At 55.9% G+C, this 25,311-nt stretch carries 28 protein-coding genes and 2 tRNA genes; 14 read left to right on the plus strand and 16 right to left on the minus strand.

Translation table 11 applies throughout. The features are described from left to right. Positions 1 to 9 precede the first annotated feature (9 nt). From D1820_RS11790 to D1820_RS11805, 4 genes are all read right to left on the minus strand, one after another. Positions 10 to 1,566: a relaxase/mobilization nuclease domain-containing protein gene (locus tag D1820_RS11790; RefSeq protein WP_118069187.1), complete on the minus strand. Its 1,557-nt coding sequence runs from the start codon at positions 1,564 to 1,566 to the stop codon at positions 10 to 12. Then, complete coding sequence (locus tag D1820_RS19200; protein ID WP_254683307.1) at positions 1,563 to 2,033, minus strand: MobC family plasmid mobilization relaxosome protein; 471 nt, start codon at positions 2,031 to 2,033, stop codon at positions 1,563 to 1,565. The genes D1820_RS11790 and D1820_RS19200 overlap by 4 nt, the downstream gene beginning before the upstream one ends. Further along, positions 2,030 to 2,887, minus strand: a complete 858-nt coding sequence (locus D1820_RS11800; RefSeq protein ID WP_118069190.1) for a hypothetical protein — start codon at positions 2,885 to 2,887, stop codon at positions 2,030 to 2,032. Before D1820_RS11800 ends, D1820_RS19200 begins: the two co-directional genes overlap by 4 nt. 155 nt (positions 2,888 to 3,042) lie before the next feature. After that, positions 3,043 to 3,119 (minus strand) — tRNA-Arg (locus tag D1820_RS11805). A gap of 144 nt (positions 3,120 to 3,263) precedes the next feature. Between D1820_RS11805 and D1820_RS11810 the strand changes: the two genes are divergently transcribed. Further along, the gene (locus D1820_RS11810; protein ID WP_118069191.1) at positions 3,264 to 4,289 is read left to right on the plus strand and encodes a LacI family DNA-binding transcriptional regulator; all 1,026 of its coding nucleotides are present in this window, start codon (positions 3,264 to 3,266) and stop codon (positions 4,287 to 4,289) included. After that, positions 4,289 to 5,515, plus strand: a complete 1,227-nt coding sequence (locus tag D1820_RS11815; RefSeq protein WP_118069193.1) for a winged helix-turn-helix domain-containing protein — start codon at positions 4,289 to 4,291, stop codon at positions 5,513 to 5,515. The genes D1820_RS11810 and D1820_RS11815 overlap by 1 nt, the downstream gene beginning before the upstream one ends. Positions 5,516 to 5,545: 30 nt before the next feature. Here the strand turns inward: D1820_RS11815 and D1820_RS11820 are convergent, their stop codons facing one another. From D1820_RS11820 to D1820_RS11840, 5 genes are all read right to left on the minus strand, one after another. Continuing rightward, positions 5,546 to 5,986 carry a thioesterase family protein gene (locus D1820_RS11820; protein WP_096790078.1) on the minus strand — a complete coding sequence of 147 codons (441 nt, stop codon included), beginning with the start codon at positions 5,984 to 5,986 and terminating at the stop codon, positions 5,546 to 5,548. A 97-nt stretch (positions 5,987 to 6,083) separates the two neighbouring features. Beyond that, entirely contained in the window at positions 6,084 to 7,589 is a 1,506-nt protein-coding gene (locus D1820_RS11825) for a TRAP transporter large permease (protein ID WP_118069195.1), read from the minus strand. Continuing rightward, positions 7,586 to 8,170 (minus strand): TRAP transporter small permease, encoded by a 585-nt coding sequence (locus D1820_RS11830; RefSeq protein ID WP_096790079.1) that lies wholly within the window; start codon positions 8,168 to 8,170, stop codon positions 7,586 to 7,588. Before D1820_RS11830 ends, D1820_RS11825 begins: the two co-directional genes overlap by 4 nt. Before the next feature lie 69 nt (positions 8,171 to 8,239). After that, entirely contained in the window at positions 8,240 to 9,286 is a 1,047-nt protein-coding gene (locus D1820_RS11835) for a TRAP transporter substrate-binding protein (protein ID WP_118069196.1), read from the minus strand. A gap of 349 nt (positions 9,287 to 9,635) precedes the next feature. Further along, positions 9,636 to 10,325 (minus strand): fumarylacetoacetate hydrolase family protein, encoded by a 690-nt coding sequence (locus D1820_RS11840; protein WP_118069198.1) that lies wholly within the window; start codon positions 10,323 to 10,325, stop codon positions 9,636 to 9,638. A 453-nt stretch (positions 10,326 to 10,778) separates the two neighbouring features. Between D1820_RS11840 and D1820_RS11845 the strand changes: the two genes are divergently transcribed. From D1820_RS11845 to D1820_RS11875, 7 genes are all read left to right on the plus strand, one after another. Continuing rightward, the gene (locus D1820_RS11845) at positions 10,779 to 11,507 is read left to right on the plus strand and encodes a helix-turn-helix domain-containing protein (RefSeq protein ID WP_118069200.1); all 729 of its coding nucleotides are present in this window, start codon (positions 10,779 to 10,781) and stop codon (positions 11,505 to 11,507) included. Positions 11,508 to 11,568: 61 nt separating this feature from the next. Beyond that, positions 11,569 to 11,835 (plus strand): hypothetical protein, encoded by a 267-nt coding sequence (locus D1820_RS19125; RefSeq protein ID WP_162894042.1) that lies wholly within the window; start codon positions 11,569 to 11,571, stop codon positions 11,833 to 11,835. Next, complete coding sequence (gene mobV / locus D1820_RS11850; protein WP_118069201.1) at positions 11,724 to 12,770, plus strand: MobV family relaxase; 1,047 nt, start codon at positions 11,724 to 11,726, stop codon at positions 12,768 to 12,770. Before D1820_RS19125 ends, mobV begins: the two co-directional genes overlap by 112 nt. Before the next feature lie 252 nt (positions 12,771 to 13,022). Beyond that, positions 13,023 to 13,502, plus strand: coding sequence for a hypothetical protein (locus D1820_RS11860; protein WP_162894094.1), 480 nt, complete (start codon positions 13,023 to 13,025; stop codon positions 13,500 to 13,502). Further along, the gene (locus tag D1820_RS11865) at positions 13,499 to 14,194 is read left to right on the plus strand and encodes a type IV secretion system protein (protein WP_118069206.1); all 696 of its coding nucleotides are present in this window, start codon (positions 13,499 to 13,501) and stop codon (positions 14,192 to 14,194) included. Before D1820_RS11860 ends, D1820_RS11865 begins: the two co-directional genes overlap by 4 nt. A 2-nt stretch (positions 14,195 to 14,196) precedes the next feature. Continuing rightward, a complete protein-coding gene (locus D1820_RS11870; protein ID WP_118069208.1) occupies positions 14,197 to 15,093 on the plus strand; it encodes a type IV secretion system protein in 897 nt (298 codons plus the stop codon). Continuing rightward, on the plus strand, positions 15,090 to 15,401 hold the full coding sequence (locus D1820_RS11875; RefSeq protein WP_118069209.1) for a hypothetical protein: 312 nt from the start codon (positions 15,090 to 15,092) through the stop codon (positions 15,399 to 15,401). Before D1820_RS11870 ends, D1820_RS11875 begins: the two co-directional genes overlap by 4 nt. Positions 15,402 to 15,552: 151 nt before the next feature. Here D1820_RS11875 and D1820_RS11880 read toward each other — a convergent pair whose 3' ends face one another. Together D1820_RS11880 and D1820_RS11885 are read right to left on the minus strand one after the other, a co-directional pair. Continuing rightward, entirely contained in the window at positions 15,553 to 16,701 is a 1,149-nt protein-coding gene (locus D1820_RS11880) for an XRE family transcriptional regulator (RefSeq protein WP_118069211.1), read from the minus strand. Beyond that, positions 16,655 to 17,314 carry a hypothetical protein gene (locus tag D1820_RS11885; RefSeq protein WP_118069212.1) on the minus strand — a complete coding sequence of 220 codons (660 nt, stop codon included), beginning with the start codon at positions 17,312 to 17,314 and terminating at the stop codon, positions 16,655 to 16,657. The genes D1820_RS11880 and D1820_RS11885 overlap by 47 nt, the downstream gene beginning before the upstream one ends. 495 nt (positions 17,315 to 17,809) lie before the next feature. On the opposite strand from D1820_RS11885, the gene D1820_RS11890 reads away from it, so the two are divergent. Further along, the gene (locus D1820_RS11890) at positions 17,810 to 18,337 is read left to right on the plus strand and encodes a helix-turn-helix domain-containing protein (protein WP_118069214.1); all 528 of its coding nucleotides are present in this window, start codon (positions 17,810 to 17,812) and stop codon (positions 18,335 to 18,337) included. Between the two features lie 68 nt (positions 18,338 to 18,405). Next, positions 18,406 to 19,131, plus strand: coding sequence for an Abi family protein (locus tag D1820_RS11895; protein WP_162894095.1), 726 nt, complete (start codon positions 18,406 to 18,408; stop codon positions 19,129 to 19,131). Positions 19,132 to 19,490: 359 nt separating this feature from the next. Here D1820_RS11895 and D1820_RS11900 read toward each other — a convergent pair whose 3' ends face one another. The 3 genes from D1820_RS11900 to D1820_RS11910 all read right to left on the minus strand — a co-directional run bounded on the left by D1820_RS11900 (position 19,491) and on the right by D1820_RS11910 (position 21,753). Next, complete coding sequence (locus D1820_RS11900) at positions 19,491 to 20,093, minus strand: short chain dehydrogenase (protein WP_118069215.1); 603 nt, start codon at positions 20,091 to 20,093, stop codon at positions 19,491 to 19,493. Between the two features lie 69 nt (positions 20,094 to 20,162). Beyond that, entirely contained in the window at positions 20,163 to 21,242 is a 1,080-nt protein-coding gene (locus D1820_RS11905; RefSeq protein ID WP_118069217.1) for an ABC transporter substrate-binding protein, read from the minus strand. Positions 21,243 to 21,270: 28 nt separating this feature from the next. Further along, positions 21,271 to 21,753 carry a luciferase family protein gene (locus D1820_RS11910; protein WP_118069218.1) on the minus strand — a complete coding sequence of 161 codons (483 nt, stop codon included), beginning with the start codon at positions 21,751 to 21,753 and terminating at the stop codon, positions 21,271 to 21,273. An 84-nt stretch (positions 21,754 to 21,837) separates the two neighbouring features. Between D1820_RS11910 and D1820_RS11915 the strand changes: the two genes are divergently transcribed. Next, positions 21,838 to 22,728, plus strand: a complete 891-nt coding sequence (locus tag D1820_RS11915; RefSeq protein ID WP_118069219.1) for a LysR family transcriptional regulator — start codon at positions 21,838 to 21,840, stop codon at positions 22,726 to 22,728. A 378-nt stretch (positions 22,729 to 23,106) separates the two neighbouring features. On the opposite strand, the gene D1820_RS11925 is transcribed toward D1820_RS11915, so the two are convergent. Next, positions 23,107 to 23,637, minus strand: a complete 531-nt coding sequence (locus D1820_RS11925) for a helix-turn-helix domain-containing protein (protein WP_118069223.1) — start codon at positions 23,635 to 23,637, stop codon at positions 23,107 to 23,109. Between D1820_RS11925 and D1820_RS11930 the strand changes: the two genes are divergently transcribed. Next, positions 23,626 to 23,838 carry a hypothetical protein gene (locus D1820_RS11930; RefSeq protein ID WP_118069224.1) on the plus strand — a complete coding sequence of 71 codons (213 nt, stop codon included), beginning with the start codon at positions 23,626 to 23,628 and terminating at the stop codon, positions 23,836 to 23,838. The two genes, D1820_RS11925 and D1820_RS11930, sit on opposite strands and share 12 nt — an antisense overlap. A 168-nt stretch (positions 23,839 to 24,006) precedes the next feature. Then, positions 24,007 to 25,182, plus strand: a complete 1,176-nt coding sequence (gene xerC, locus D1820_RS11935) for a tyrosine recombinase XerC (RefSeq protein ID WP_118069226.1) — start codon at positions 24,007 to 24,009, stop codon at positions 25,180 to 25,182. Here the strand turns inward: xerC and D1820_RS11940 are convergent. Continuing rightward, a tRNA-Lys gene (locus D1820_RS11940) sits at positions 25,177 to 25,252 on the minus strand. The genes xerC and D1820_RS11940 overlap by 6 nt on opposite strands. Positions 25,253 to 25,311 lie beyond the last annotated feature (59 nt).

The following is a 25,311-nucleotide window of genomic DNA, read 5'->3' on the forward strand; positions in this document are numbered from 1 at the left end:
GAAAATTCGTCAAAGCGTGTGTCCCGCGCTGCGGTGGCTATCACGTGCCTCTAGCTCTCTTTCAGCCGCTTCTCGGCGTCTTTCGCTAATTTCCAGCTGGTCTCTAATCCCGTCTGAAGCTTCTCGTAATTCCGTTCCTCGCGCAGCAAGTCGGCCAATGTGGTGACGGACATGAGATGTGATTTCATCAATAGCGCCACGCAATGCGCCAAGCCATTCACCTTGCTTTCGATCCTGCTGGTCGAGCGCTTCTCCAAGGCGTGCAATTCCTTGGCTGAACTCTCGCAGGCCTTCACCAACCGCTCGACGGATGCGAGCAATTCGCGTTCCAATGCTGTCAGGGTCTGTGTCATCTAGGGTTCCTTGATCTCGATACAGATGACCGGCGTCCCGGCCATGGTGCAGGTCTTCAATTCGGTCCGGTCGGGGTCCAGCGTCACCCATGTCTGCCCAACCTGTTCGATCCGTGTCAGGCCAAGCCTCGTCATCTCCGAGCGCGTGATCAAACCCGTCCAAAACCAACTCGCGATCAGCACTGTCGCGATCCAGGATGAGACCATCACCACGATCACCCAGGGTGAGATCTTCAACCAGCGCTTGATCGTCTCGCTCCGCCTCTCCAACTCGCTCCTGCTGTCGCTCAGAAAGAACTTGATATCGGTCTCGATTGTATGCAGCGCGCTGGTCGCAATGCTGCTGAAATCGCTCCTGAAGCTCTCCAGTTGAGATGCCATCAAGGCGGCGTGGTCGCTGCGTACTGTCTCCAGGTCCGCGTTCAATTTCTCGGCGAGACGGTTCGGCTTGCCAGTCGTCATGGAAAATCTCTCCTTTCAAACGCCAGCGCTCGCCGGTGTCGGGGTCTTTGGCGGTGATGTAGTTCTTGCTGGTGCGGGGGATCTCGAAGCCCGCATCGGCCAAAGCATCGATAATGCTGGCACGGTCAGTAATGGTGCCGACGCTGATCTGATCGAGGATCCAATCGTGCAGCGCCTCACGACCTTGCGCGCGCGTCGGCGCTTCAATCGTCGCCCTGACTTCACGGGCTCGTTCTGGGTCCAAAGGGTCTGCCCAACCGTGCGTCTTGTTCATCAAATCGCGCAGGCTGGAAAAAGCGCTCTCATGCCCAGGTGGTGCGATGTTCAGCGCTTTGCCGGTGCTGAGTTCAAGGCGTGGCGTGCAGAAGTGCAGCTCGACGTTGCCCTCATGCGAGTGGCGCACCCAGAGACAATCGTATTGATCCCTGTCCAGCCCAGCAAAGGCCAGAGCCTCAAATAGCTCAATGGCCTCTTGCTGGGCGTCGGGACTGGGATCATCGCTATCGGCAAAGCTGATCACGCCTGCGGTGTAGCTCCACTTGTTGGGGCTCGCGTCGATCAGGTCACGGGTCTGGTCTGGATTACCGTGCAGTACCTCGGGCAGCGGGTCGCGGATCTTGGTTTGCGGCTGGCCGGTGTCGTCGCGGATGAGGTTGCGGTTCTCGTCATAGGCAAGAACTTCACGCGCTGTCAGGTAGTCGACGGGGGCCGCACCGCCACCTGTGCCGGTAGAGAAGAAGGATATGATCATGCGTCACCGCGCGTGTGTGCCGCTACGATCTGCGCCATCTGCCGTTCGATGACCACCAGTTGAGCCGTGACCTTGAGCGCATCGATCTGGCTCGCGCGGCCGCATTTGACCGCGCCGTTGATCCAACGGGAGAGTTGATTGAGGTTGCCGCCAACGCGGGCAATCGCAAAGGTCAGCTTCGGATCAACGCGAGGGACGGGCTTGCGTCGGCGCGCCTCGACCAACCCCAAGGCCCCGCGCATCAGCGTGGCATTGGGCAGGCCAGCGGCGCGCGCCTTGGCCACAAGTGTTGCCTTTTCCGACGGGGTGCATCGAAAGATCACGCTCTCAGAAAGGCCCTCTTTAACGCCACTTGCGCGCGTCTGGTTGGGGTTTGAAGGGGAGGCTTGCCGCCCCTCACAAGTCCCGCCGATGTAATCGGTGGGTAACCTTGCTCTCTGCTCTTCGTGGAGATCGGTCGCACTCATGCTCTGAGCCCCGCCGCCTCGATTTCAGCAGGGCTGACTAGGTTTGCGGCCAGCAAAGCGGTCACTTGGTCGGATGTGATGTGGCGGCACAGTGGATGGCGGTCCGTGACCCAATCGGCCAAGCCTTTCAGCAGTTCGGCCTCTTTGGCTTTGCCCGCTTCTCGTGCCTCCTCAACGTCGTGAAGGTATTTCAGCCAACGACCGGAGGTGAACCAGTTGTCGGAGAAGCACACCTTCGAGCGGGTGAAACCTTCGCTCTCGGTCGCATAGGCCCGCACGGCTTCCTCGAGGTCTTTGGTGTCCACTCCGTCCGCCAGCGCTTGGCGGATTTGCGAGAGACAAATCGCTTTCCCGCGAATGCGATCCTCGGGATAGGCTGACAAAATCTTTTCAGAAACTTCATCCTCGACCGCCGCCTTCGCGTGCGAAGGATTTGGTTTTTGATATGGTTTATATCTGTTCTTATAGGATTTGCCCTCTTGGGCAGATGGCTTGACCTCAGGGGCAAATGCATCATTTTCCCTTTCGGTCGGATCGATTTGCCCATTTGGGCAAATGGAGTTGCCCAGGGCATACCAACAGGTCCGATCATAGCGATCATCGCTGAAATTGCCCTTGATGACCAGCTCCGTACTGACCAGCTTTTCGAGCGCTGTTCGGATCTGCTTCTCGCTCAGATAAGGGAACAACTCGCCAAAGGCCGAGATCGAATTGTAGGTCCAATAGCGACCATCTCGAAGGTTGCGGCGATTGGCTTGGTTCTTCTCGATCCAAAAGATGATGTTTTGGAAAATCACCGCTGCATTGAGACCGACACGTCCGGCGATTTCAGGATCAAAGCTATGGCGGCTCATGATTGACCCCCGAAAAACGCACAAACGTGCGAATTTTGTACAGGTTTTGTACGAGATTTCGGTCGTTTTCGGAGAATTCGGCGGAAAACAAAACGGGCGCTTCTACATGCTTCTGCACAACGCCTTGCAAATATGCCATATTTTTCAGGCGGTTTTGGCGACCCCGGCAGGATTCGAACCTGCAACCTGCCCCTTAGGAGGGGGCTGCTCTATCCAGTTGAGCCACGGGGCCTGATCCGGGCCAGCCTGTTTACGCGATAGCAAACCCGTCATGGCAAGACAATCCTAAGGAATTGGATTTCGCGGCGGCTGTCCCATTGTGCAGCCTGCGCTGTCTGCGCTAACCTGACGGGAACAACAATGTGAGGCCATCGACGTGACAACGGACAATAAGCGCCCGCTCACTCTTCGTGACGTATCCGAAGCCACCGGGGTGTCAGAAATGACCGTCAGTCGCGTATTGCGCAACCGGGGCGATGTGTCGGAAAAGACCCGCCACAAGGTGCTGAGCGCGGCCAAGGAACTGGGCTATGTCCCCAACAAGATTGCCGGCGCGCTGGCCTCCAATCGGGTCAATCTGGTGGCGGTCATTATCCCATCGCTCTCCAACATGGTCTTTCCCGAGGTGCTGACCGGCATCAACTCAGTGCTGGAAAATACCGATCTGCAGCCGGTTGTGGGTGTCACGGACTATCAGCCGGAGAAAGAGGAGAAAGTCCTCTACGAGATGCTCTCCTGGCGGCCCTCTGGCGTCATTATCGCAGGCCTTGAACATACTGAAGCCGCGCGTGCCATGCTCAATGCGTCGGGCATTCCGGTGGTTGAGGTGATGGACACCGATGGCAAGCCGGTGGATGCGATGGTTGGTATTTCACATCGGCGCGCAGGCCGAGAGATGGCGAAGGCGATCCTGAAAGCGGGCTACCGCAATATCGGCTTCATGGGCACCAAAATGCCGCTGGACCACCGCGCGCGCAAACGGTTCGAGGGCTTTACCGAAGCCCTCGCCAAGGAAGGCGTGGAGATCATGGATCGCGCTTTCTACTCCGGTGGCTCTGCGCTCGCCAAGGGCCGCGAGATGACGCAGGAGATGCTGGACCGCTCTCCGGAGCTGGATTTCCTCTACTATTCCAACGACATGATCGGCGCAGGTGGCATGCTCTACCTGATGGATCAGAAAATCGACATTCCCGGTCAGATCGGACTTGCCGGTTTCAACGGGGTCGAACTGTTGCAGGGGCTGCCACGGCAGTTGGCCACGATGGATGCCTGTCGTCTGGAAATCGGGCGCAAGGCGGCTGAGATCATTGCCGCCCAACTCGACAATCCGGATGCCGAGATCGAAAAGCACGTGACCCTGACGCCCACGATCACCTTTGGTGACACGCTCAAGCGGCGCTGATGGCGATTGCGCGGCTGGACAACCGGGCCGCGCGGCGCCTGTTCATGGATCGGCATGCCCTGCTGGAGCAACCCAGCGGGTCGGCCAAGGGTGATGCACTGCTGGAGCTGATCACCCGGCTTGGTTTTGTGCAGCTGGACAGCATCAACACCGTCGCCCGCGCCCATGACATGATCCTGTTCTCACGCAGGCCCAGCTATCGGCCTACGGCGCTGAAACGGCTTTATGAGCAGGATCACAACCTGTTCGAACATTGGACCCATGACGCCGCTGTCCTTCCAATGGAATTCTACCCGCACTGGCACCTGCGGTTTCAGCGCGATGCCGAGGTGCTGCGCAAAAGATACCGCAACTGGCGCCGCGACGGGTACGAGGCGAAGTTCCAGCATGTTCTCGACCATATCCGCGACTATGGTGCGGTCAGTTCCTCGGACGTAGGCAAGGACGAGAAAAAGGGCACCGGCGGCTGGTGGGACTGGCACCCGTCAAAAACCGCGCTGGAATACCTCTGGCGCTCCGGCGCGCTGGCGGTGGTCGGGCGCAGCGGCTTTCAGAAACGCTATGATCTGAGCAAACGGGTCATCGACAGCCGATATCTCCCCGCGCAAGGTTCCCCCGCGCCGGAAGAAACGCTGGACTGGCTGTGCAACGCGGCGCTGGATCGTCTCGGCTTTGCCACCTCAGGAGAGCTGGCCGCCTTCTGGGCCACGGCCTCCCCAGCGGAATGCGCCACGTGGTGCAAACAGGCGCTGGCGGATGGGCAGATTGAACCGGTCGATGTCACGCTAACGGACGGGCGTAGCCGCCGTGTCTTTGCCCGCCCCGGTGCTGTCGAACAGGCCGCCGCGCTGCCACCACCCCCCGGCCGCATGCGTGTCCTCAGCCCGTTTGATCCGGCCCTGCGGGATCGCAAGCGCGCGGAAGGGCTGTTTGGGTTTCACTACCGGATTGAGGTTTTCACCCCCGCCGCCAAACGCCGCTACGGCTATTATGTCTTCCCGCTGATGGAGGGAGACCGTCTGGTGGGCCGCATCGATATGAAGGCGCACCGTCAGGCGGGTGACCTCGCAGGCGATCTACATGTCACCGCGCTTTGGCCAGAGCGGGGCGTGAAATGGTCTCCGGCACGGCAGAACCGACTGGAGGCCGAGCTGGAACGGACCCGCCGTTTCAGCGACATGGAGCGGGTGTCATTTGCGGATGGCTGGCAGCGCGAACCGCTCTGACATCGGCTCTAATACGGGGAGTTCCCCGCCCTAGGCGAGGTCGGGCCGCAGCAGCGGTTCAATCACTGCGCGGTAATCTTCAGGCGCAGGTTTGGCGCTGAAATCCTCTGGCGCGATAAAGACACAGACAAATTTACCCTCAAAACAAAGGGTGCCATCCTGCCGTGCCTCAACCCGAAAGGTCACGGATTTCTGACCCAGAGCCACAGGCCAGACCGAACAGGCCAGCCGATGGCGCGGTGTGACGGGAGAGCGGAAATCAATGCTCATATGCACAAAGGGCGTGCCGGTGCCACGGTCCAGCTCCATCTGATACCAGCCGTCGCCATCCAGCTGATGTTCCCACCAGGCATCAATCGCCTGCAACGCAAACCCCGGCAAATGCCCGGTATAGGCAATGCGCGCCGGGTCACAGTCTCCCCAGCCCACACGGATCTCATGGATAAAATCGGGCGTCTGGCTGTCGGTCATTCTGGGCCTCGGATCTGGGAAAACAGGATTGGAAATGGCAACGGCCACCCATCAGACCCCAGGGTCAAACGGATGGCCGCGAGAGTGAACCGCGCCGTCAGCGCATCAACATCAACGGCAGCAACGTGATGATCGGAAAGGCCACCAGGATCACAACCCGGATCAGGTCGGAGGCGACAAAGAACATCACCGCCTTATAGGTATCGACCATACGGGTGGTGCGATCCATCGCGTTGATCACAAACAGGTTCATCCCCACCGGCGGCGTGATCAGGCCAACCTCGACCACGATCAGAACCAGAATACCAAACCAGATTGCGACGTATTCGGTCTCAATCCGGTTCGCCATGCCCTTGGTCACGCGAATGCCCAGTTCTTTCATCTGCTCGCGGGTCAGCTCAGCACCGGTGGCAATCGCCTCCTGGATTGAGGCGAGCATTTCCGCCCCCATCCCCTGTGGCACACCTGCCTTCAACACCTCCATCGCGGCCTCGGCCTGCATGGCGGGCAGGTTCACCAGACCGAAATCCATCGCCGAAATGACAGGGTAAAAGATCGGGATGGTCAGCAGGATCATCGACAGGCTGTCCATCAGGCAGCCAAACACCAGATAGAACGCCAAGATCAGCATCAGCACCATCCAGGGGCTCAACCCTTGTGAGACCACGAAATCAGCCAGCTCCTGCGGCACCTTGGTGAGGGCGAGGAACCCGTTGTAGAACCCGGCCCCCAGCACGATGAAAAAGATCATCGCGGTCGAGCGTGCCGTCACCATGAAACTATCGGTCAGGGTCTCGCGATTAAGCCCGCCGTTCAGCCAGGCGATCAGCCCGGTCCCCAACGCGCCAACGGCGGCGCCTTCGGTCGGGGTGAACCAACCAAGGTAGATACCACCAACCACCAGTCCAAAGACCAGAAGAACCGGCCAGACGTGAAACAGCGCCGCAAACCGCTCGCCCCATGGCACGGGCGGGCGGGTGCCGGCACTGCCGGGAAAGACACGGACGTAGATCGAGATCGCAATCACATAGCCGATGGCCGCCAGAATTCCGGGGATGAAGGCCGCCAAGAACAGTTTGGCAATGTTCTGTTCGGTCAGGATCGCGTAGATCACCAGCACCACAGAGGGCGGGATCAGAATACCAAGGGTCCCGCCAGCCGCCAGCGTCGCGGTGGAAAACCCACCGGCATAGCCATAGTTGCGCAGCTCCGGCAGCGCCACCCGCCCCATGGTCGCCGCAGTTGCCAGCGACGAACCGCAGATCGCGCCAAAGCCCGCACAGGCGCCGATGGCTGCCATGGCAACGCCGCCCTTCTTATGGCCAAGGAACCCCTCCGCCGCCTTGAACAGCGCGGTGGACATCCCCCCCAGCGTCGCAAAATGGCCCATCAGCAGGAACATCGGCACGATGGTCAGTGAATAGGAGGAGAAGGTCGAATAGGTCTCGCTTTTCATCCGGCCAAAGGCAACTTGGGTGCCGTCGGTCACGATGATCAACCCGACCAGACCAACCAGAAACATCGACAGGCCAATCGGAACCCGCAGGAAAATCAGCATCATCAGGACGGGAAAAGAGGCAATCCCGATTTCAAGCGCAGTCACTGTTCGCCCTCCACGCCGTCCCAGACAAGGATGCGGCCAGTCATAAATTCAATCGTACGTACGGCGGCCATATAAATGCCCACCACGGCGGCCACGCTGGCCGCGACGAGGCTGGCGGCATAGGCCCACCAGACCGGAAACTCGAGCAGGAAGGACGTCTCGCCATTCTGGAACTTGCTCAGCGCACCAGCCCCAAGCCGGACCGCGATCAGCACCAGCACTGCGGCAAAGACGATCTCCGTCACCATTCGCAGGAACCGCTTGGCTCCCCTCGGAAAACTGTTGGTCACAATATCCACTGACGCATGGCCTGCCGTGATCTGACACAGCGGCAGAAAGGCAAAGATCGCAAAGGCAACACCGGCCTCGACCACCTCGAAATCCCCGTTGATCGGCCCGACACCGATCGCGATCAGCCACTCGGCCAGATCCGGCGCGATGCTCTGCATCAGGGCGCCGTGCAGCCCCCCGTTCAAGAGACGCCCGGCAATCGACAGACATGTCAGCAGGATCAGCAGCGACAGCACAACGCCGCCCGCCATGGCCATGGATCTGGCCAGTCCCATCATCAGCTTGTGCATGGAAAGCCTACCCTTTCAGGTGGGGGTGGACCTGCGGATAAACGCAGCCGCAGGTCCACCGGTCTTGGCTCAGTTGTCGTACTGAGCAGTGTATTTGTCGATCAGATAGGTGGCCTGCTCCAGCAGCGCGTCACCATCGACCCCTTTGGCCTTCATATCATCCAGCCACTGTTGGTAGATCGGCTGGGACGCCTCACGCCAGATCGCGGTCTGCTCTTCGTCCAGAGTGATGACATTGTTGCCTTCGTCCAGCGCAAATTCCCGCGCGGGAGTGTCGGCATCCGCCATGGTCCCACCGGCAAAGACGGAGAATTCCAGACCGGAATTCTCATCAACAGCCTTTTTCAGATCGTCAGGCAGGCTCTCGTACTTCTCTTTGTTCATCGCCAGAACAAAGGTCAGCGTGTAAAGCGCGCGGCCAGTGAATTCGGTGTGGTTCTCAACCAGCTCCGGCACTTTCAGCGCGGTGGTGACTTCCCACGGAATAGTGGTGCCGTCGATCACGCCCTTGGACAGCGCTTCGGGGATGGCCGGAACCGGCATACCGACCGGGGTTGCGCCCAGCTCGGTCAGCAGTCCATTCACAGACCGGCCACCGCCACGGATCTTCATGCCGCGCAGGTCGTCGGGGGATTCCACCGGATCAGTGGTATGGATGATGCCCGGACCATGGACCCATGTGCCCAGGATTTTCACGTCCTTGAACTCAGTGTCCTTCATATGTTCGTCGAACATTTCCCAATAGGCGTGCGACGCCGCACGCGCATTGGTCATCATGAACGGCAGTTCAAACACCTCGGTCGACGGGTAGCGGCCGGGCGTATAGCCCACCACGGTCCAGACGATATCTGCAACACCATCAATGGCCTGATCCATCAGCTCTGGCGGTTTGCCGCCCAGCTGCATCGACGGATAGCGGTCAATCTTGATGCGGCCATCGGAAGAGGCCTCAACCTTGTCGGCCCAGACATCCAGAATCAACTTGGGCACATTCGCCTGCGCCGGCAGAAACTGGTGCAGCTTCAACGTCACCTCCTGTGCCATGGCGGACGTCCCGCCCATTGCCATGAGTGCAACGGCCCCCGCCGCGCCAAGTAGCTTTCTCCGAGTGGTCATGTGTTTCCTCCCTCTGACCTTTGTTCGTTCCATTTATCGCCATCGGACCCAGCCGATGCAACAAACGCCCTTGCCCTGCGACACTGTGCAAACGAGGTTACTTGACCCCAGATCGTCACGATAGCGCCCCCTTGGCTCACCAGCTATTAGGTGCATTTGTAACCATCAACAGATGATCATGCATTTCTGCCACATGATTTCGCGATCCTGCGCAGTCCGCGCGGTGTGTTGAAAGAAAAATACGTTACAGGATGATCGAAACAAGCGGTAATTCGGTTACTAAACTCGCGCCATAGGTGTGTATTGATGTTAAACTCACCATGACGCCTGTATATCGCGCGCCGATCCCTCAGCGCAGCGTCAACCGCACCGGCATCAACCCGTCAATTCCGCCTTCGATATGATCGCCTGCGACAACCGGTCCGACGCCAGCCGGGGTGCCTGTCATGACCAGATCGCCGGGCCGCAGATGATAATACCGTGACAGGTGGCACAGTATGTCCTCAACCGACCAGATCAGCTCCGCAAGCGAGGCGTCTTGGCGAATCTCATCGTTGACCCGCAACCAGATCCGCTGTTCCCCCGGCGCGCCCCACTCCTCCGCCGCGCGCAGCGGCGCAAAGACACTGCCGTTCTCCAGATCCTTTCCCAGGCTCCACGGGCGTTGCTTCTGCCGCTCTCCCAGTTGCAGATCCCGCCGTGTCATATCCAGCGCGCAGCCGTAGCCCCAGATCGCCGCCCGCGCCTGCGCCGCCGTCGCATCCTGCAACGGCGCAGCAATCGCCACCACCAGCTCCATCTCGTGGTGAAAATTCTCTGTCCCCTGCGGATAGGGCACCTCGGCACCGCTCAGCACCGCGTTGGCTGCTGATTTGGTGAAATAGAACGGCTTTTCACGATCCACCTCAACGCCCATTTCAGCCGCATGGGCTGCATAGTTGCGCCCGACACAAAAGATTCGGCCTACCGGAAACCCGGTCTCCTGACCCTCAACCGGAATCACCGGATTCGCAGGCAGTTCAAACATAGGCGACACCATCACAGGCTCCTTACCTCTGGGACAAAGCCGGCAACCGCCCGCAGGCCGCACCGCTTTGCGTTAGCGCTCGCCGCACCCTAGCAACCCAAGGAAGCCCCCGCGACCACAGAGCCACAAGAACAGAGGACTTTTACAAGAAAAGACTGAAAAACACCCGGCAGCGACAGCTGCGGTGGTTGGTAGATCATCTGGCAATTTTCAGTGGAAAGAGAGGAAGTGGTGAGCCGTGCAGGACTGCGTGGAGAGAGAGAATTCAAAGGGTTAAGCTGGCGAACCTCAAATTTCCACCCACTGAAATCATTAGCCATTCTGGAGCTTTGACGAACCTCGCATGGTTCCCAAGAAAGCAAAAAGCCGCTGACTGGGCTGCCACCCTCGTCAACGGCCAATTCAAAAAGTTTGCAGGTAATCAATACCATCTCGCGGCCCTGACTGCAATCGCGGGAGGTCTCGATGGCTAAACTAAATCGGTTCGAATGGCTAAAGGCTGTCACACAGCGTAGCGACCTCAATTCCTCCACAAAGGCAGTAGCGACGGCTCTGGCCGTTCAGTTCGCGAATGACAAAACAGGCGAGCTGAACCCCTCCCAGGAAACCTTAGTCGAATATCTCGGCAACTTGTCCCTAGCGACGATCAAGCGGTGTATCCGTCAGCTTGTGGAACTTGGCTGGTTGTTTCGCACCGAAGGGCGTGGTGCGGGCAACCTCACCAAATATGATCTTCGCGCGCCCTGCAAAATCATCCCGTTTCGCCGCAGAAAAAAGGGATCATCTGTGAGCCTTTACAGCGAGGGAAAGGGGTCATTGGTGACTCAAACAAGGCTCACTGGTGAGCCTTCCTATATAGATGAAGAACAATCTAAAGGACAAAAGGCTGCGGTCGACCCGGGTTTGCCCGATGCAAGGCAATCCGATCCACCACAACAGAGCAGCCAGCCGCTGACCTTTGTTCCTAGGGGCATCTGTTTCGTCCGAGATTGGGATGCACGGTTAGAACAAGAGGGCCTGCCAACGCTTGAGCGCAGCCTGCCCTTGTCGCCGCACAAACATCACCTTGGATTTTGGCTACCCGCCCGCACCCCTGCACCAATGGGCAGCGCCGAATGGCAATCACAGCTCCGGTTTGTTCGGGCTGCGATAGCCGAGGCGCAGACTGTTGGCGAGCGGCGCTTGGCAGGCTGAGCGCAGAGATTCCGGGGCTGTCTGCCCCGGACCCCGAGGATATTTCCCGAAGGTGAGACACATGCTGGAAGAGAAAACAGCGCTGGATGAAACCTATCGTCGGCGCGTCACCAAAACGAAAGGCGGAGGCGGATTCGGCAAGTCACTGCCTACTGGCGACGGCAACGTCAGTGGTTTTGTCATCCTGAGAACGACCAAGATCAAGAACTCGGAAACATGGGCGCGAGCCTCCAACACACGTTCAGAGAGCGCGAAACACCAAACGCGGACGATGCACGGCGAGCACAGAACCAAGTGGTTATCGGGCCTGATAACAGCCAGGAGATAGTGGACGCTTGGAAAGCGAACGCGCCGGAAAAAGTGCGAAAAAACGCGGTTGTCGGTATCGAATACCTGATCACAGGCAGTCCTGATGCGATGGCGCGTATGAGCCGGTCAGAGCAAGATGAGTATTTTGCCAAGAGCATCAATTGGCTGAAAACCCGACACGGGGCTGAGAACATTTTGTCAGCAGTTATCCATCGGGACGAGACCACACCGCACTTGACCGCCATGGTCATGCCCAAAGATGCAAGAGGCAAGCTTAATGCCCGCCACTTTCTTGGCGGTTCGCAAAAACTGAGCAAAATGCAAAGCGACTTTGCCGAACGCGTCGGCAAATCACATGGCCTGATCCGGGGCGTTCAGGGCAGCAAGGCGACACATCAAAGGGTCAAATCCTACTACGCGGCTCTGAATCGCGCTGAGACCGAGACTATTCAGGTCCCAGCTCGACAAAAGGGCGGCATGATGGGGCGCGGGGGCGAATCCGACGAAGAGTACCTTCAGCGTATATCTTCCACCGTTAACGCCGTTGTTCGCGGCGCAGCCGACCGCACACATGCTCTGATCGAGGAGCTAAGAACGCAGGCGAACCAGGACGAAGCACTGCTTCGCACCCTAAAATCCGAACGCGATGTGGCGCGCGAAGACGCCGAGCACATCAAGCAAATGGGCACAACGATCTATGCGGTTGAACGCCTTCTCAATGCGTTCGAGCGTGAGAAGAAGCCTATTGAACAAGAGGCTCTGGCGACGGTTGCACAGGCGATCACAAGCTTGAAGGTCAAGCCAGCCGAGGAAGTCCAAAGGGATATTTCTCAGCGCCTCATAAGCCTTGGCTACCGCGAATTTTCGGACCGCAAAGCGGATCAGACCAATCAACACCGAGACGCGCTGGGGCAGGCATCACCTCAGCGCAACGACCCAGGGCGGTTACGATAAAACAACTTTCAATTTCTTGGAGATTAAAATGCTAAGAAAACAAACTCCCTCCGTGCACAATTCCTCTGTCCCTGCTGTGCCCGACGACCTCATTCTCTGGGCTGACATAGATGGCCAGAAAAAGGTTGTCGCTCAGCGCTACCGCTCACCCAAAGGCAAACTCCGCATCGACTGGTTTGTGTCTCAGCATCAACGCCGAAACCTTCTCAGCGTTTTTTTGCAAGATGCGAACCCGCCGAAATGACCAAGGCGATGAGCAGTACCAATTTGACGCGATTGCGCCTGACGGCACGGGCCTGGTCGCGTCTATGTGGCGGCTATGGCTTTTGGGGCCAATGGCGGGGTGTAATGAGATGCGTCTGGATCATCAGCATTTCATGGACCGCTCTTGTCGCCGTCCCCTGCTTGTTTCAGCTCAGTCGCCAGCGTGGCTGCTGGTCCGTTGGATGCACCCTTACCGCTAATGATTTGCAGGTCCTGGTGGCGCTCTCGATCCCGCTAGCCGCCGGTCTCCTGATCACCGAACTGCTGATCAAGCCTTGGGCGCGCTCAATGGCGATTTCCGACGAGCTGCGCTCCCTCGCTGTCAACGGAATGCCGGAGGCGGCATTCGCATTGGCTGAGCTTTACTCAGATCAAGGCGCAGAGGGCCATGCAAGACTCTGGATGGCCAACGCCGCTGACCTTGGCCACCGAACTGCAATCAAACAATTGAAAAGGTACAAACTATGAAGCTGAATCTATTACTCGCTGCCGCAATCATCGCTCTGGCGCAACCTGCATTCACACAGGGTGTCCCTGTGATCGATGCCACCCAGATTGCGAATGCGAAACAACAATTCGCACAAGAAATTGCCCAGATGGTGAAAGAGCTGGAAGAGGCCAAACGGCTGTATGATTCAGTCAACGGCATGGCCGATATCGCCAACGCGCTCAACGATCCGATGGTGCGGGAACTTCTGGGGCCGGAGGCTACCGAGATTGCCAACTTGCTTGAGGTAGACATCAACAGTTTGGGCGACCTGTCCGGCACTGCGGGCCGATACCTGGATCATACGCGCGTCACCTCGGCCGATATTTCCGCAGAAGAGTTCTACCGGCAAGAGCTGGACCGTATCGGCGCGCAATCGGCCCGTGATGCGGCTCTGGGCGACCGCATCGTTCAGTCCGCAGATGACCGCTTGGCTGGGCTGGAACGGTTACGGCAGGCGATTGGTGGGGCCTCGACACAGAAAGAGATTGACGCGCTGTCAGCCCGCCTCCAGGTCGAGACAGCGATGCTCCAGAACGACACCAACCGCATTCAGAGTTTAGCCATGCTGCAACAGGCGCAGACCAGGGTTGAGGATCAGCGGCAAACGGAAACTCTGCTGATCAACAGCCAGCAGAACATTGCAGCAGCCCAAGAATATTTCGGAGACTGAGCATGTGGCAAAACCTCTATAGCGACTTCATCGACGCCATCACCAACACGGCAAACACCATCGCGGGCACCATGTCGGCGGAGCTGACAGCGCCTCTGACGGCTGCAATGACGCTCTACCTCATCCTTTATGGCATCGGGATTATGAAAGGTGCGATCCAGGAACCCGTCCTGGACTTCGCCGTTCGTGGGATCAAACTGGCGATCATCTGGAGCCTGGTCTCGTCCGCAGGCGACTATTCCACATGGGTTGGCAACGTCATCAACAGGGACCTGCCCAACTTTGTTGATGCGTTGACTGGCGGTTCCGGCACCGGGCAACTGCCGTCTGACCCTGTGTTTTCCAAAAGCGTCGGCATAGCCGAGCGCGTATTTCAGCATCATGTCTCACAAGGTCTAGCGGGCAAGATCATCGTACCAATCTACTATGGGATCGTGATGTTCCTGGGCGGGGTCATCCTGTCCGGTACAGCCTTTGTGTTCACGCTGGTCGCGACGGTCGGGCTCGCCATCATGGCCGCAATTGGACCAATCTTCATCTGCTTCGCTCTGTTTGACGTGACACGCGGCTGGTTCTTCTCTTGGCTGGGGCAGATATTGAACTTTCTCATCTTCAAATTGCTGATTTACGTCCTGTCACTGACCATCATTCTGATGCTGGAACGAGCGGTGCTTCAAACTGACGTTCTTCCGGCGACCCTGGCTATGTTCTATTTCGCAGGTGTCACCGTCACCGGCATCATTTTCTTCTTCCTGTTGCCTTCAATTGCCGCCGCACTGTCAGCTGGTGCACAGGCGTCTACAGGTGCGCTACAAAGGGGTACGGAGAGATATCTTGGTCGTCGCCCGGCTGGTGGCGGAAGCGGGAACAACCCAGCAGGGAGCGCTAGTAGACAATGACTAAGGAAAACAACCCTAGTTTCACCCGAGCTGATATTCACGGGCCTGAAGCCAAAGCCACAGCCAAAGCCAAAGTTAAAGCGTTGAAAGAAGTCCTTCGTCGCCACGGCGAGACACCAGAAGGCCAAGCTAAGACTCGCGAACTGCTGAAATCGCTCGGCATAGATGTTGAGAATGCTCAGGCGGGCACAGAACGCCGGATGCAGGTTAGTACAGAGCCTGTCTCCGATGAGGAACTTTGGAAAAATACGCCAGAGCAATGGCGGCACTTACTGCCCCCCGAAATTGTAGAACGGTTCAAAGAATAGAGGAATAAACATCCAGTCGCCGCGGGGCGTTGTGGAACAAGTGAAACTCCAATTGGACGAGGAATTTTTCGATGTCGGAGCGTGGCCGTCACGCTCCGCGCAATTCCAGGCGCGACCTGTATGAACGCTTCTCTGAACTAACCGCAAGAGGCTATTCAGAACTCTCCCAGGCTTGACCTGCAACCAGCCGCAACTTTGGCTTCGTCTTGATTTTGACCGCTTCAAGCCCATGCATTTCTGCAAACTCTTGTGGATTTGTACGTGTCGCCTCTGCGAGCTCTTCGAGCGAGTATCCGAGTTCAGAAATATGGAGATTAACCAGCTGCGTGGCCAGCCTTCCCTTTTCTGGTTCAACATCGAACTCGTGGGGCTCACTTGTCCTGTAACCATAGTAGCTCATCTTTTTGTACAACGATGTTGCCGCTTCATTTGATACAGCTCCAAGCGTTTTGGCACGGTAAATTAAAGCTGACATTGCTACACGCCATTTTAGCTTTAGCTGCCCAAGACGGGGTATGGTCAAACCGCGCTTTAGGTCAGTCAATACTCCAGTTGCAGGCATCAGCAGTTCCGCCGCAAACTCGTTGGCCTCTTTTTCCATAGCGTCGTATGGGAATGGATGAAGAATCACATGCCCATACTCGTGAGCTAAACTGAACCGCTTTCGATCAGCAGGCCGAGATGAGTTAAGGACCACGACAGGCTTCATGCCCGGTGGACGCAAAGTTACTCCATCGATATCAGCGCCGCCGAAATCTCCTTCGACGACGAAGATACCAGTGGCTTCTACGTAGCGAACCAAATTCACTAGCGGTCCGTCCCCCAGTTGCCAAGATTCACGTACCTTTTGAGCGGCCTCGCTCGCGGAATTTACCGCATTCGCGTGTTCACTTACGCTTGATTTACTATCCACCACCTCGAACTGAAGGAGCGGATATTGCGGCTCAAGATCAATGGCTTCCAGCATCTTTCTGAAATGCAATACCAGGTGATTTGCCAATGAAATCACTGCGTCCTGATCTTTCGCAGAGACGGCAGATTTCTTTCGAAATGCCGCCCCATGTATGCTTAGTGGGGTTCTATAGAGGGGCTCCTGCTCATAGAAGAAGCTAACCGGGAATCCCAATGAACGCGCTACCGACTGGATTTCCTCCTGCGACAGCGCGTCCCGTGTTCCGTTTTCAATTCTGGATAGTGCTGCTTGTGGCACTCCAGTTTCGGCAGCTAAGTCTTTTTGAGTTTTTCTACGTCTCTTACGAGCTAGAAGCAGCATCCCCCCGTTTATTTGTCTCGATGCCATCTTCTTTCTTTTCTCCCTCGGGTTTTTTAACCTTCATAATTGTGCCCAATGGCCCTTCGTCGGGACCTCGATCCTCAGTTGCAGCGACGGTTTTCTCGACTGGGCGATGGATTTCCAGCATTCTCTGATCAATACCGTCAGCGAACTTGAAGCACGCTCGCGCAACCGACACTCCGGTCCCGCTAAGGTGACAGGCAACAAAAAACAATAGCCGATCTGGAGCTTCTACATCGTAGTCGATAAGCAGTGGCTGTTGTTCAATATCGCAGACACTGACGTCAGATTTGGCAAATTGATGCTTTTTCTTTGTTGTGCCGCCACGTGGTCCTGACAGATGCAGCTCCAAACTCACCTTAAATGTCTGCCCCGAGATTTGAATTTCACCCGTCAGCTTGTTGCATTGTCCGCTTCGACAGTACGTTACTTCCAGACCATGGCCGTCCAAATCAGCGGCTAGGGCAGCACTAGGAAGCGCGCAATTCAAAGCGGAGCCTACTGCCCTTGGGCAGCCAATATCCACATGAGGCGTTTTGGCGAAAGACACGAGCGATTTTTCCAGCTCTTCAATGAGATCCCAGACTGGTGCCTCAAGCTGTTCACGGGTTGCCTGCAATGCAGCGTCACGGTTCAGTTCTGATTCGCCTTCTATCTTGTGTCTCGAATACTGTATGGCACAATTTGTGCGTCATATCAAGAAATATTCAAAAAATATTCAATCAGTGAATATTTTTAAATAGGCACTCCCAGGAACTTCGCATGCCCGTATTTATGGCATCGGGAGTTAGAATGACCGCCCTATTGGCGGGGATGATCGGAAAAACCTGACAACATGCGATTAGTAGCGCCTAAGAGGTGTATCTCTCTGAATTGTTAAAGAAAATAGGGGGTCAAAACTGCACCCCTCCTGACATGTGCGTCCGCACCCAACACATACTCGTTCGTCCGACTTCACGGGTACTACGTGATATCGGTACTTATTTATCGGACACTTTGAACCGGAGGTAGCGGTCATACGCGACTGGTCTTAGCGGTCATGTATGTCTAGTGGCTTGTCATTGAAACTAAATAATTTCAGTGCGATACACATACTCAAAGAGAGGTTATCGCCATGTCTGACGAGCAACAAGATGGAAGTGACAAGGTGGTCGTGCAGCTTCGACCAAAAAAGCAGAAAGCGGGTACGTCGTCCGAAAGGAAATGGGGTAAGAAAGTAATTGATCTGGGCTTTTGCATAGTCCCATCGCTGCTACTTCGCGCCCAACAACGCCTAGGGCTAAACCCCACTCAATTAGCCGTTTTGATGCAATTGTGTGATTTCTGGTGGGACGATGCCAGAAAACCGCATCCTGGAGTTAAAAGGCTTGCCGAGCGTCTAAGCTTAAGTGAGCGCCAAGTGCGACGTTACATAGCTGAGCTCGAGCAAGCTGGATATGTTCAACGTATTGAGCGACGTGCATCACACGGAGGGAAACAGACGAACATCTATGACCTATCAGGTCTGGTGAAGCGTCTGAAAGAGCTAGAACCCGAGTTTCGCAAGGTAGAAGACGAAGCAAAAGAAGAACGTAAAGCTGTCTCTAAGCGGGGTTACAAGCGGCGTGAGGCTAAAGCGACAGGTAGCAATAGCGAGGAGTAGGCCCCAGAAAAGCTGAGCCCCGGGCGCATACCGAGGGCAGAGGCGGGTCCGGGGCGAACAAAGATGATATGGACGATATGAACTTAGATGTCAAGGGGTACGCGTATAGTGCGAACTCCCTAATCGAGCTTGAGGCAACGCTTTCATCGGAGCGTTTTGCAACGTATTTAGACGCCGTGCGAGGCGACAAAGAGTTGGCAGCGCGCCTGTACACGTGGAACACAGCCGTAAGTGCAGCATTTTATGGGCCTCTGCAAGCACTCGAAGTTGCTGTACGCAATGCGATGCACTCTCATTTAACCGCAGCGTATGGTGCAGATTGGTACGACAGCATCGCGACAGGCCTCGACAGTCGTTCCCGCGCTAAAGTTGCACAAACGAAGAGTGACCTTCAACGTAACCGCTATACTGTTGATCCGCCGCACGTTATCGCTGGGCTCTCATTCGGCTTCTGGGTTTCTTTGCTTGGTCGCGGCGGTCGACTGAACCCACAGAATCGGCAACGGGCAAACTATGAAATGACCCTATGGCGCCCTGCACTTCGCCATGCGTTTCCTCATGCTGTTTCGCTGAACCGAACAGCGGCGCACACACCACTTGACTACCTGCGCACATTTAGAAATCGGATTGCGCACCATGAGCCGGTTTTCCAGCGACACTTGGAACAAGACTATCAAAATATTCTTGATGTCATGTCCTGGGTGTGCCCTCACAAAAGGGCATGGATGGAGGCTCATTGCCGTGTCACCGAAATTCTCGCGACACCCAAAGATGACCCGAGTATTCGTTTCTAACGAAAATGGAAGGCTAAATCTCTCAGATACACCGCCATATCTACGTATTCGCTGGGCGATCAAGCACTACGCACTACAGTGCCCATTTCTCCTCAAGAATGCCTCTCACCTTCAGAAAATATCCTCGGGGTGCGGGGCAGACAGCCCCGACTCAAGGATCAAGTCGCGCGAAGCGCGTCAGTCAACATTTTAAATGTGTACTCACTACACAATTTCCGAGGAAATTGATGGTTTCGCCAACATGGTGGCTTCGAACCGGGGCGGATTGGGGTTGCCTCTGAGCGGACAAAACCTGCCATTCGGCCTCGCGGTCCGAACGGCAGGTTTGTTTTCCAAGCAAGTTTTCTTAGCTCATAGCGTTATGCGTAGTCAGGCGCATCCAAGGTTTCGCCGTTCATATTGCCTTCGATGGCAGCGACGTACGCCTTTGCAGTGTCTGCCGCGGACAAGCCCGTGCTTGAATCCATGCCCATCATCTCCATTGTTTCTTTGACGAAGACGGGGCTGACGGTGTTTACACGTAGGTCGCGGTCAATTTCGAGTGCGGCTGCCTTGGCAAAGGATTCCAGCGCGCCGTTGGCGATGCTGATCACTACCGAGCCCGGCATCGGTTCTCGTGACAGTATGCCAGCGGTGAGCGTGAACGATCCACCATCGCTGATATGTCTCTGTCCAACGCGGACAAGGTTGATTTGGCCCATTAGCTTGTTGCTAAGCGCAAGGTCGTAAGCCGCGTCGTCCAGTTCGTTGAAGGGCGCAAAACCGGCAAGCCCGGCGGTGCTGATCACGGCGTCAACGGTGCCGACATCCTTGAACATCGCCTCAATGGAGGCTTTGGAACCGAGATCGACTTTCAGGTCGCCGTCGCTGTATCCGGCGCTGATGATTTCATGGTTGGCCGAGAGGGCATTTGCGACTGCGCCGCCAATGAGGCCGGTTGCGCCTACGATAATGATTTTCATGGATTTTCTCCGATTTTAAGAAGCTTCGCGTTGCCGCGTCGTAATCGCAACGCGAAGCTGTGGGTGGGGTTAAGGTTTGACGCTGTAGTCCAATTCGAGAGGGGCTGGACCTTCAGCCGGACCGACGAGCTGTTCGATTTGCAGACGAAAACGCTCGACCTGATCGCGCTTCAGCATGAACCGGTGGAAGTCTGCGGGCGAGGTATTGTAGTGCAGGTGAGATTTGTAGCCATCGGGCGATTCAACATCCATGCGCACCGGGAATTGCAGCCACTTGCCTTGGAATCCCTCAGAGAGCATCCAGTTCAGGTAGAGCTTGGCCGCCGCTTTGTGTTTTGCGTCGGTCGGTATCGCTGCGGTCTGGAACCAAGTCAGGAAGTAATCTTCTTCGGGCAATACAAGCCGTGTATCGCTGCCTTCAAATGGCACAAATGCCCAGGAGGTCGTGAAGCTTGCGCCATACCATCCGTTGTCAATCGCAACGTAGGGCATTGACGTGCCACGGACCCAGATCGGCTCTGTCGCGACGAGTTTTTCCAGATACTCCCAACCGTATTTCTCTTTCAGATTCCAGAACTGATACAGTACGGCGTCATCGGTGTGCGGGTAGGTCAGGATGACTTTGCCCTTCAACGCCGGGTCCAGATAGTCCAGCGCATCGCGCGGAGCATCAGCTTCATTGATGAGGTCGGAATTGAACACATTGGTGAAAGCCACGCCGAACAGGCCGATCCAACGCCCGTGAGGGTCTTTATAATCCGGATAGACCTGCTCCCAGTTCTTGGGCTTGTATCGCTCCAGCAACCCGCGCTCGGCATAGTAGTCGTAGTCGTGAAGGGTTTGAAACTGAATGATATCCGGCACGTTCGCCTTGCTGGCGTCTTCCCGCGCATTGTCATAGCGGGACGCATGGTAGAAGCTTAGATCAACGCTGTGCGTGACATTGATTTCTGGAAAGCGCTCTTTGAACATATCCAGGTAGTAATCGGCCTGATCGTCCTTATCGCCACCTGCGCGAATGACCAACTCGCCGCCTTCGGCAACGGCTTCGGCATAAAGTTCTTCGAGCGACTTGGTTTCAATTTCTGTTGCCATCGCAGAACTTGCGAAAAGCAATCCTACAACAGCGCTCATGAGCACGTGTTTCATTGGAGTCTCCTTTCGATGGGTTGGGGGGCTACGCCGCGATTTCTTTGCCGGTGGCGTATTCGTAGGACCGGCCAAGGATGGACTTGATGATGGCCAATTCGACCTCGTCACGTGGCGAATAGACCATGACCAACCCGACAGGACGGCGACCCAAATCGACCAGAGTGTGATGTTCACCCCAGCCTTTTTTGACCACTTCCAGTGCATCATCTCGGGGCAGCTGCACATGCATGCTGCCATTGTCGGGTTTGGGGTGGATGTGAGCGATCTCGCGACCGATCATGAAAGCATCATGATTGCAGGCGGCACCGTCATGCATGACCATCGCGCGAGCGCCGGGAACCGACACAAGGCTGTGCGCCTCAACAACACCGGGCAAGGAAAACGCCCAGTCGCGCATTTGATCAACGATGTCGTCGGGGCCGTGCTGAGTAACTTGGGCGTGCGGAAGACCATGTGTGGTTTCCGGCTTGGGGCCAACACGCTCAGGCAGGTTCAGGGAAGTATGCATTTCGTGTCTCCATTGTTCGCTTGAACAACAGATAACTTGTTAAAACGCGCAAAATAATTCACAGTTTCAGCAAGGAGAGTTTGCATGAATGCACAGAGACTGGATTGGAGCGACGTCCCGTTTGTCCTTGCCGTGTGCGAGGCTGGAAGCCTGTCTGGGGCTGCGCGCCACTTGGGGGTCAACCATTCGACCGTTTTTCGCAGAATTGAAGGAGTTGAAGCCAGGTTAGGCGTCACATTGTTTGAACGGTTGAGTCACGGCTACGTCATGACAGCGGCAGGGGAACACTTTTTCCGAAACGGTATTCAGCTCCGCGATGGCATGAACAGTATTGAACGGGAGTTGGGTGGTCAGGACCTGCGGTTGGCAGGCGCGTTGACGGTGACAACAACAGATTCACTGCTCCACTGCCTGACCCCGGTATTTTCGGAGTTTCAACAGAAGTATCCCGACATTGAATTGCGGTTCTTGTCCGGCACGCGCCCTCTCGATCTGATGCAGCGTGACGCAGACATCGCATTGCGCCCGACAAATGCGCCGCCGGAACACTGGATCGGTCGCAATCTGACCAATCTCGCCTATGCTGCTTATGCGAGCAGAGATTACCTCGATGCTATGCGGGATCAGCCTACAAACGAGCAACGATGGATCAGACTGAATGACAGTCTCAACCAATCGCCGATGAGCCAGATCACCTTGCAGCACAAAGCCGAGGGAGCGCCGGTGACTGTATCCAGTTCTCTGATGGGTGTGTTCGACCTGGTTCGCGGGGGCCTCGGTTTTGGGGCACTGCCATGCTATTTGGGCGAAGCATACTCTGATCTTGTTCGGGTGCACGATCCCGACGAAAAGTTCAATTCAAATCTCTGGATGTTGGCACATCCTGATATCCGCAGAAGCGCCCGAGTTCATGCCTTCTTCGAGTTTGCAACAGCACGAATTCGTGAGGCTTTAGCTTACACTGGCGAATTGTGAAGCCGACATTCATTGCAATGCAGAATATGAAAGAGTTGGGCTCGAAGACGACATTTTACTCATAGCGGAGAAGAAGGCGGCTTTAGCGTAGGATTCCGCCCCTATCCTCAAATGACCCCTAAAATAGAGGTGGATCGATATCAACGTGCTTTTTGATCAAGCGGTGAAACAATTCGGACAAAAAGACACTGAATAAACCCACCCCAGCGAGAATTGCTAGGCACACTGTGAAAAGGTCCCACCTCCACGCTTCTGTGCCAAAAATAGCAACAGACACGCAGCCCGCTACCATCAAAAACGATGTACCGCTTATACGTAGAATCCTAACCCATCTGAAGACTGCCTTTACAAAGCCGTCCAACGCTTCAAATTCGTATTTCATTTCATAATCCTAATAACTGCCGCCGCCTCTTCACTAGCGGGAGTACCCTTTTGCACAGACTGCTCAGCTACATAGCCAGTCAATTTGGCAATCTTCTCATTGGAAAGCGGTGGCTCCATCTCGGAACACTCATTGAGCACCGCCAGTGCGGACTCTTCAACAATACTGGGCAAATCAAGCTCTGCAGGGTGTCCGTCGCCAAGAAGAAGCCATCGGATATCTACTTCGAACAACTGACAAAACTTGACTGCTGTAGCCACAGGCAGCTCGCGTCGGCCAAGCTCATAGAATTTGTAAGTCCGGTCCGCAATATCGAGCTTTGCCGCCATGACAGACTGCGTGAAACCATGCTTTTTGCGAATTTCGAGCAATCTAAGCCCGATACCACTCAACCCCATTGACAGATCGCTCCATTTGAACTCACAAGTTATCAAATGATAACTTATGTTCGATTCTGCATCATCTTGTGTGATCCTAGCTCGAATGATCACAAAAGGTAAGTAGTGAGGAAGCGTATGACCATACATCTCGAAAGTCCCAAAGAACTGGCCGAGCGCGTGGGCATTTCAGTTTCAAACATCCGCTATCTCATTAAGGAAGATATGTTGGATCACATCTATACGGCTCCAGGCAGAAGAAACCCCAAAATACCTTCGGGAGCTTGGGAGCGGTATGTAGAGAAGTTCACCATCAAAGCAGAAACCAGGCTTTCTAAAGTATCCAAGTAGAGGAAACGCTATGGCTATGCCCCGCGCTTCGTTAACTCAAACTGAACTTACACGTTACCTCAAGGCATACCGAGATGCTGGCATTCCCGTAGTTCGGTCTGAGATAAGTCGCGACGGAAAAGTCGTGATCTATAGCACCGAGGACCCTCCCCAGGGAGACAACAACCCATGGGATTGAAATTAAAGCGCCAGAAACAGTTTCCCGGCGCGACGGCTTATTTCGACCGGCACGGCAAGCGGCGTTGGCGATTTCGGAAGGGTGCTTTTTCAGCCGAATTGGGGAGCGAATACGGCTCCGAAGAGTTTATCCAGCGATACGAAGACGCTGTGAATGGTCACAAAACGCGAGGGCAGATCGGCGCGGACCGTGTGCAACCATACAGCATCAGCAAACTCGTCGCGCTCTGGTATCGCTCACCTGAATTTCTGGATCTTGAAGCAAGCACACAGAAAGTCTACCGCGGGATCGTCGAAAAATTCCGTGAGGAACACGGCGACAAGCCAGTGCGACTGATGCAACGGCGGCACGTTCAGTCATTGCTAGCTGATAAAGCAGAAACACCGGCGGCAGCAAACAACCTGCGTAAGCGACTGATCCAGTTACTGGATTTCTCTGTTTCGTTGGACTGGCGCAGTGATAACCCTGCACGGGCTACGAAGCCCTTCCGCGTGGGCGGTGACGGCTTTCATACCTGGGACGAGGACGAGCTGGCACAGTTCTTCGCGGCTCACAAACCAGGATCGCTGGCACATACGGCAGTTACGTTGATGCTCTACACCGGCGCAGCGCGGGTTGATGCGGTGAAGCTGGGGCCAAAAAACATCCGCGATGGAAAGATCGGGTATCGGCGACAGAAGACACAACGTTCTGGCGGCGTGCTAGTTTCCGTGCCGATCCACCCGGACTTGGCCGAAGTGCTGGAAGGATTGCCTGAGGACCGCCCTTTTCTTGCCACTCAGAAAGGGAAGGTGCGCTCCGCCGGTGGGTTAGGAAATCTCATGCAGCGTTGGACAGAAGACGCGAAACTACCCCAGTGCTCCGCCCATGGCCTGCGCAAGGCTTGTGCGCATCGTTTAGCCGAGGCTGGAGCCACTGCACATGAAATCGGCGCAGTAACGGGGCACAAAACGCTAGCTCTCGTGCAACGCTACACCGAGGCCGCAGGTCGCGAGGGGATGGCCGATTCCGCGATTGAGAAACTGATCGCCCGCCCCAATGGCGAGCGTAATTTGGCGAACCCTCCGAAGAGGTTCGTCAAATCTGACACCAAACCCAAGCAAGGAAAGGAAAGGAAAGGAAAGGAAAGGAAAGGAAAGGAAAGGAAAATTTATGAAAAGTGGTGAGCCGTGCAGGATTCGAACCTGCGACCCACTGATTAAAAGTCAGTTGCTCTACCAACTGAGCTAACGGCCCACTTCTTCATCGGAACGATGTGTCGTTCCTTGGTCGCTCTTTAAGGGCATAATCCAGAA

The sequence above is a fragment of the Phaeobacter sp. LSS9 genome (assembly GCF_003443595.1).
GTDB classification, from domain to species: Bacteria; Pseudomonadota; Alphaproteobacteria; order Rhodobacterales; family Rhodobacteraceae; genus Phaeobacter; species Phaeobacter piscinae.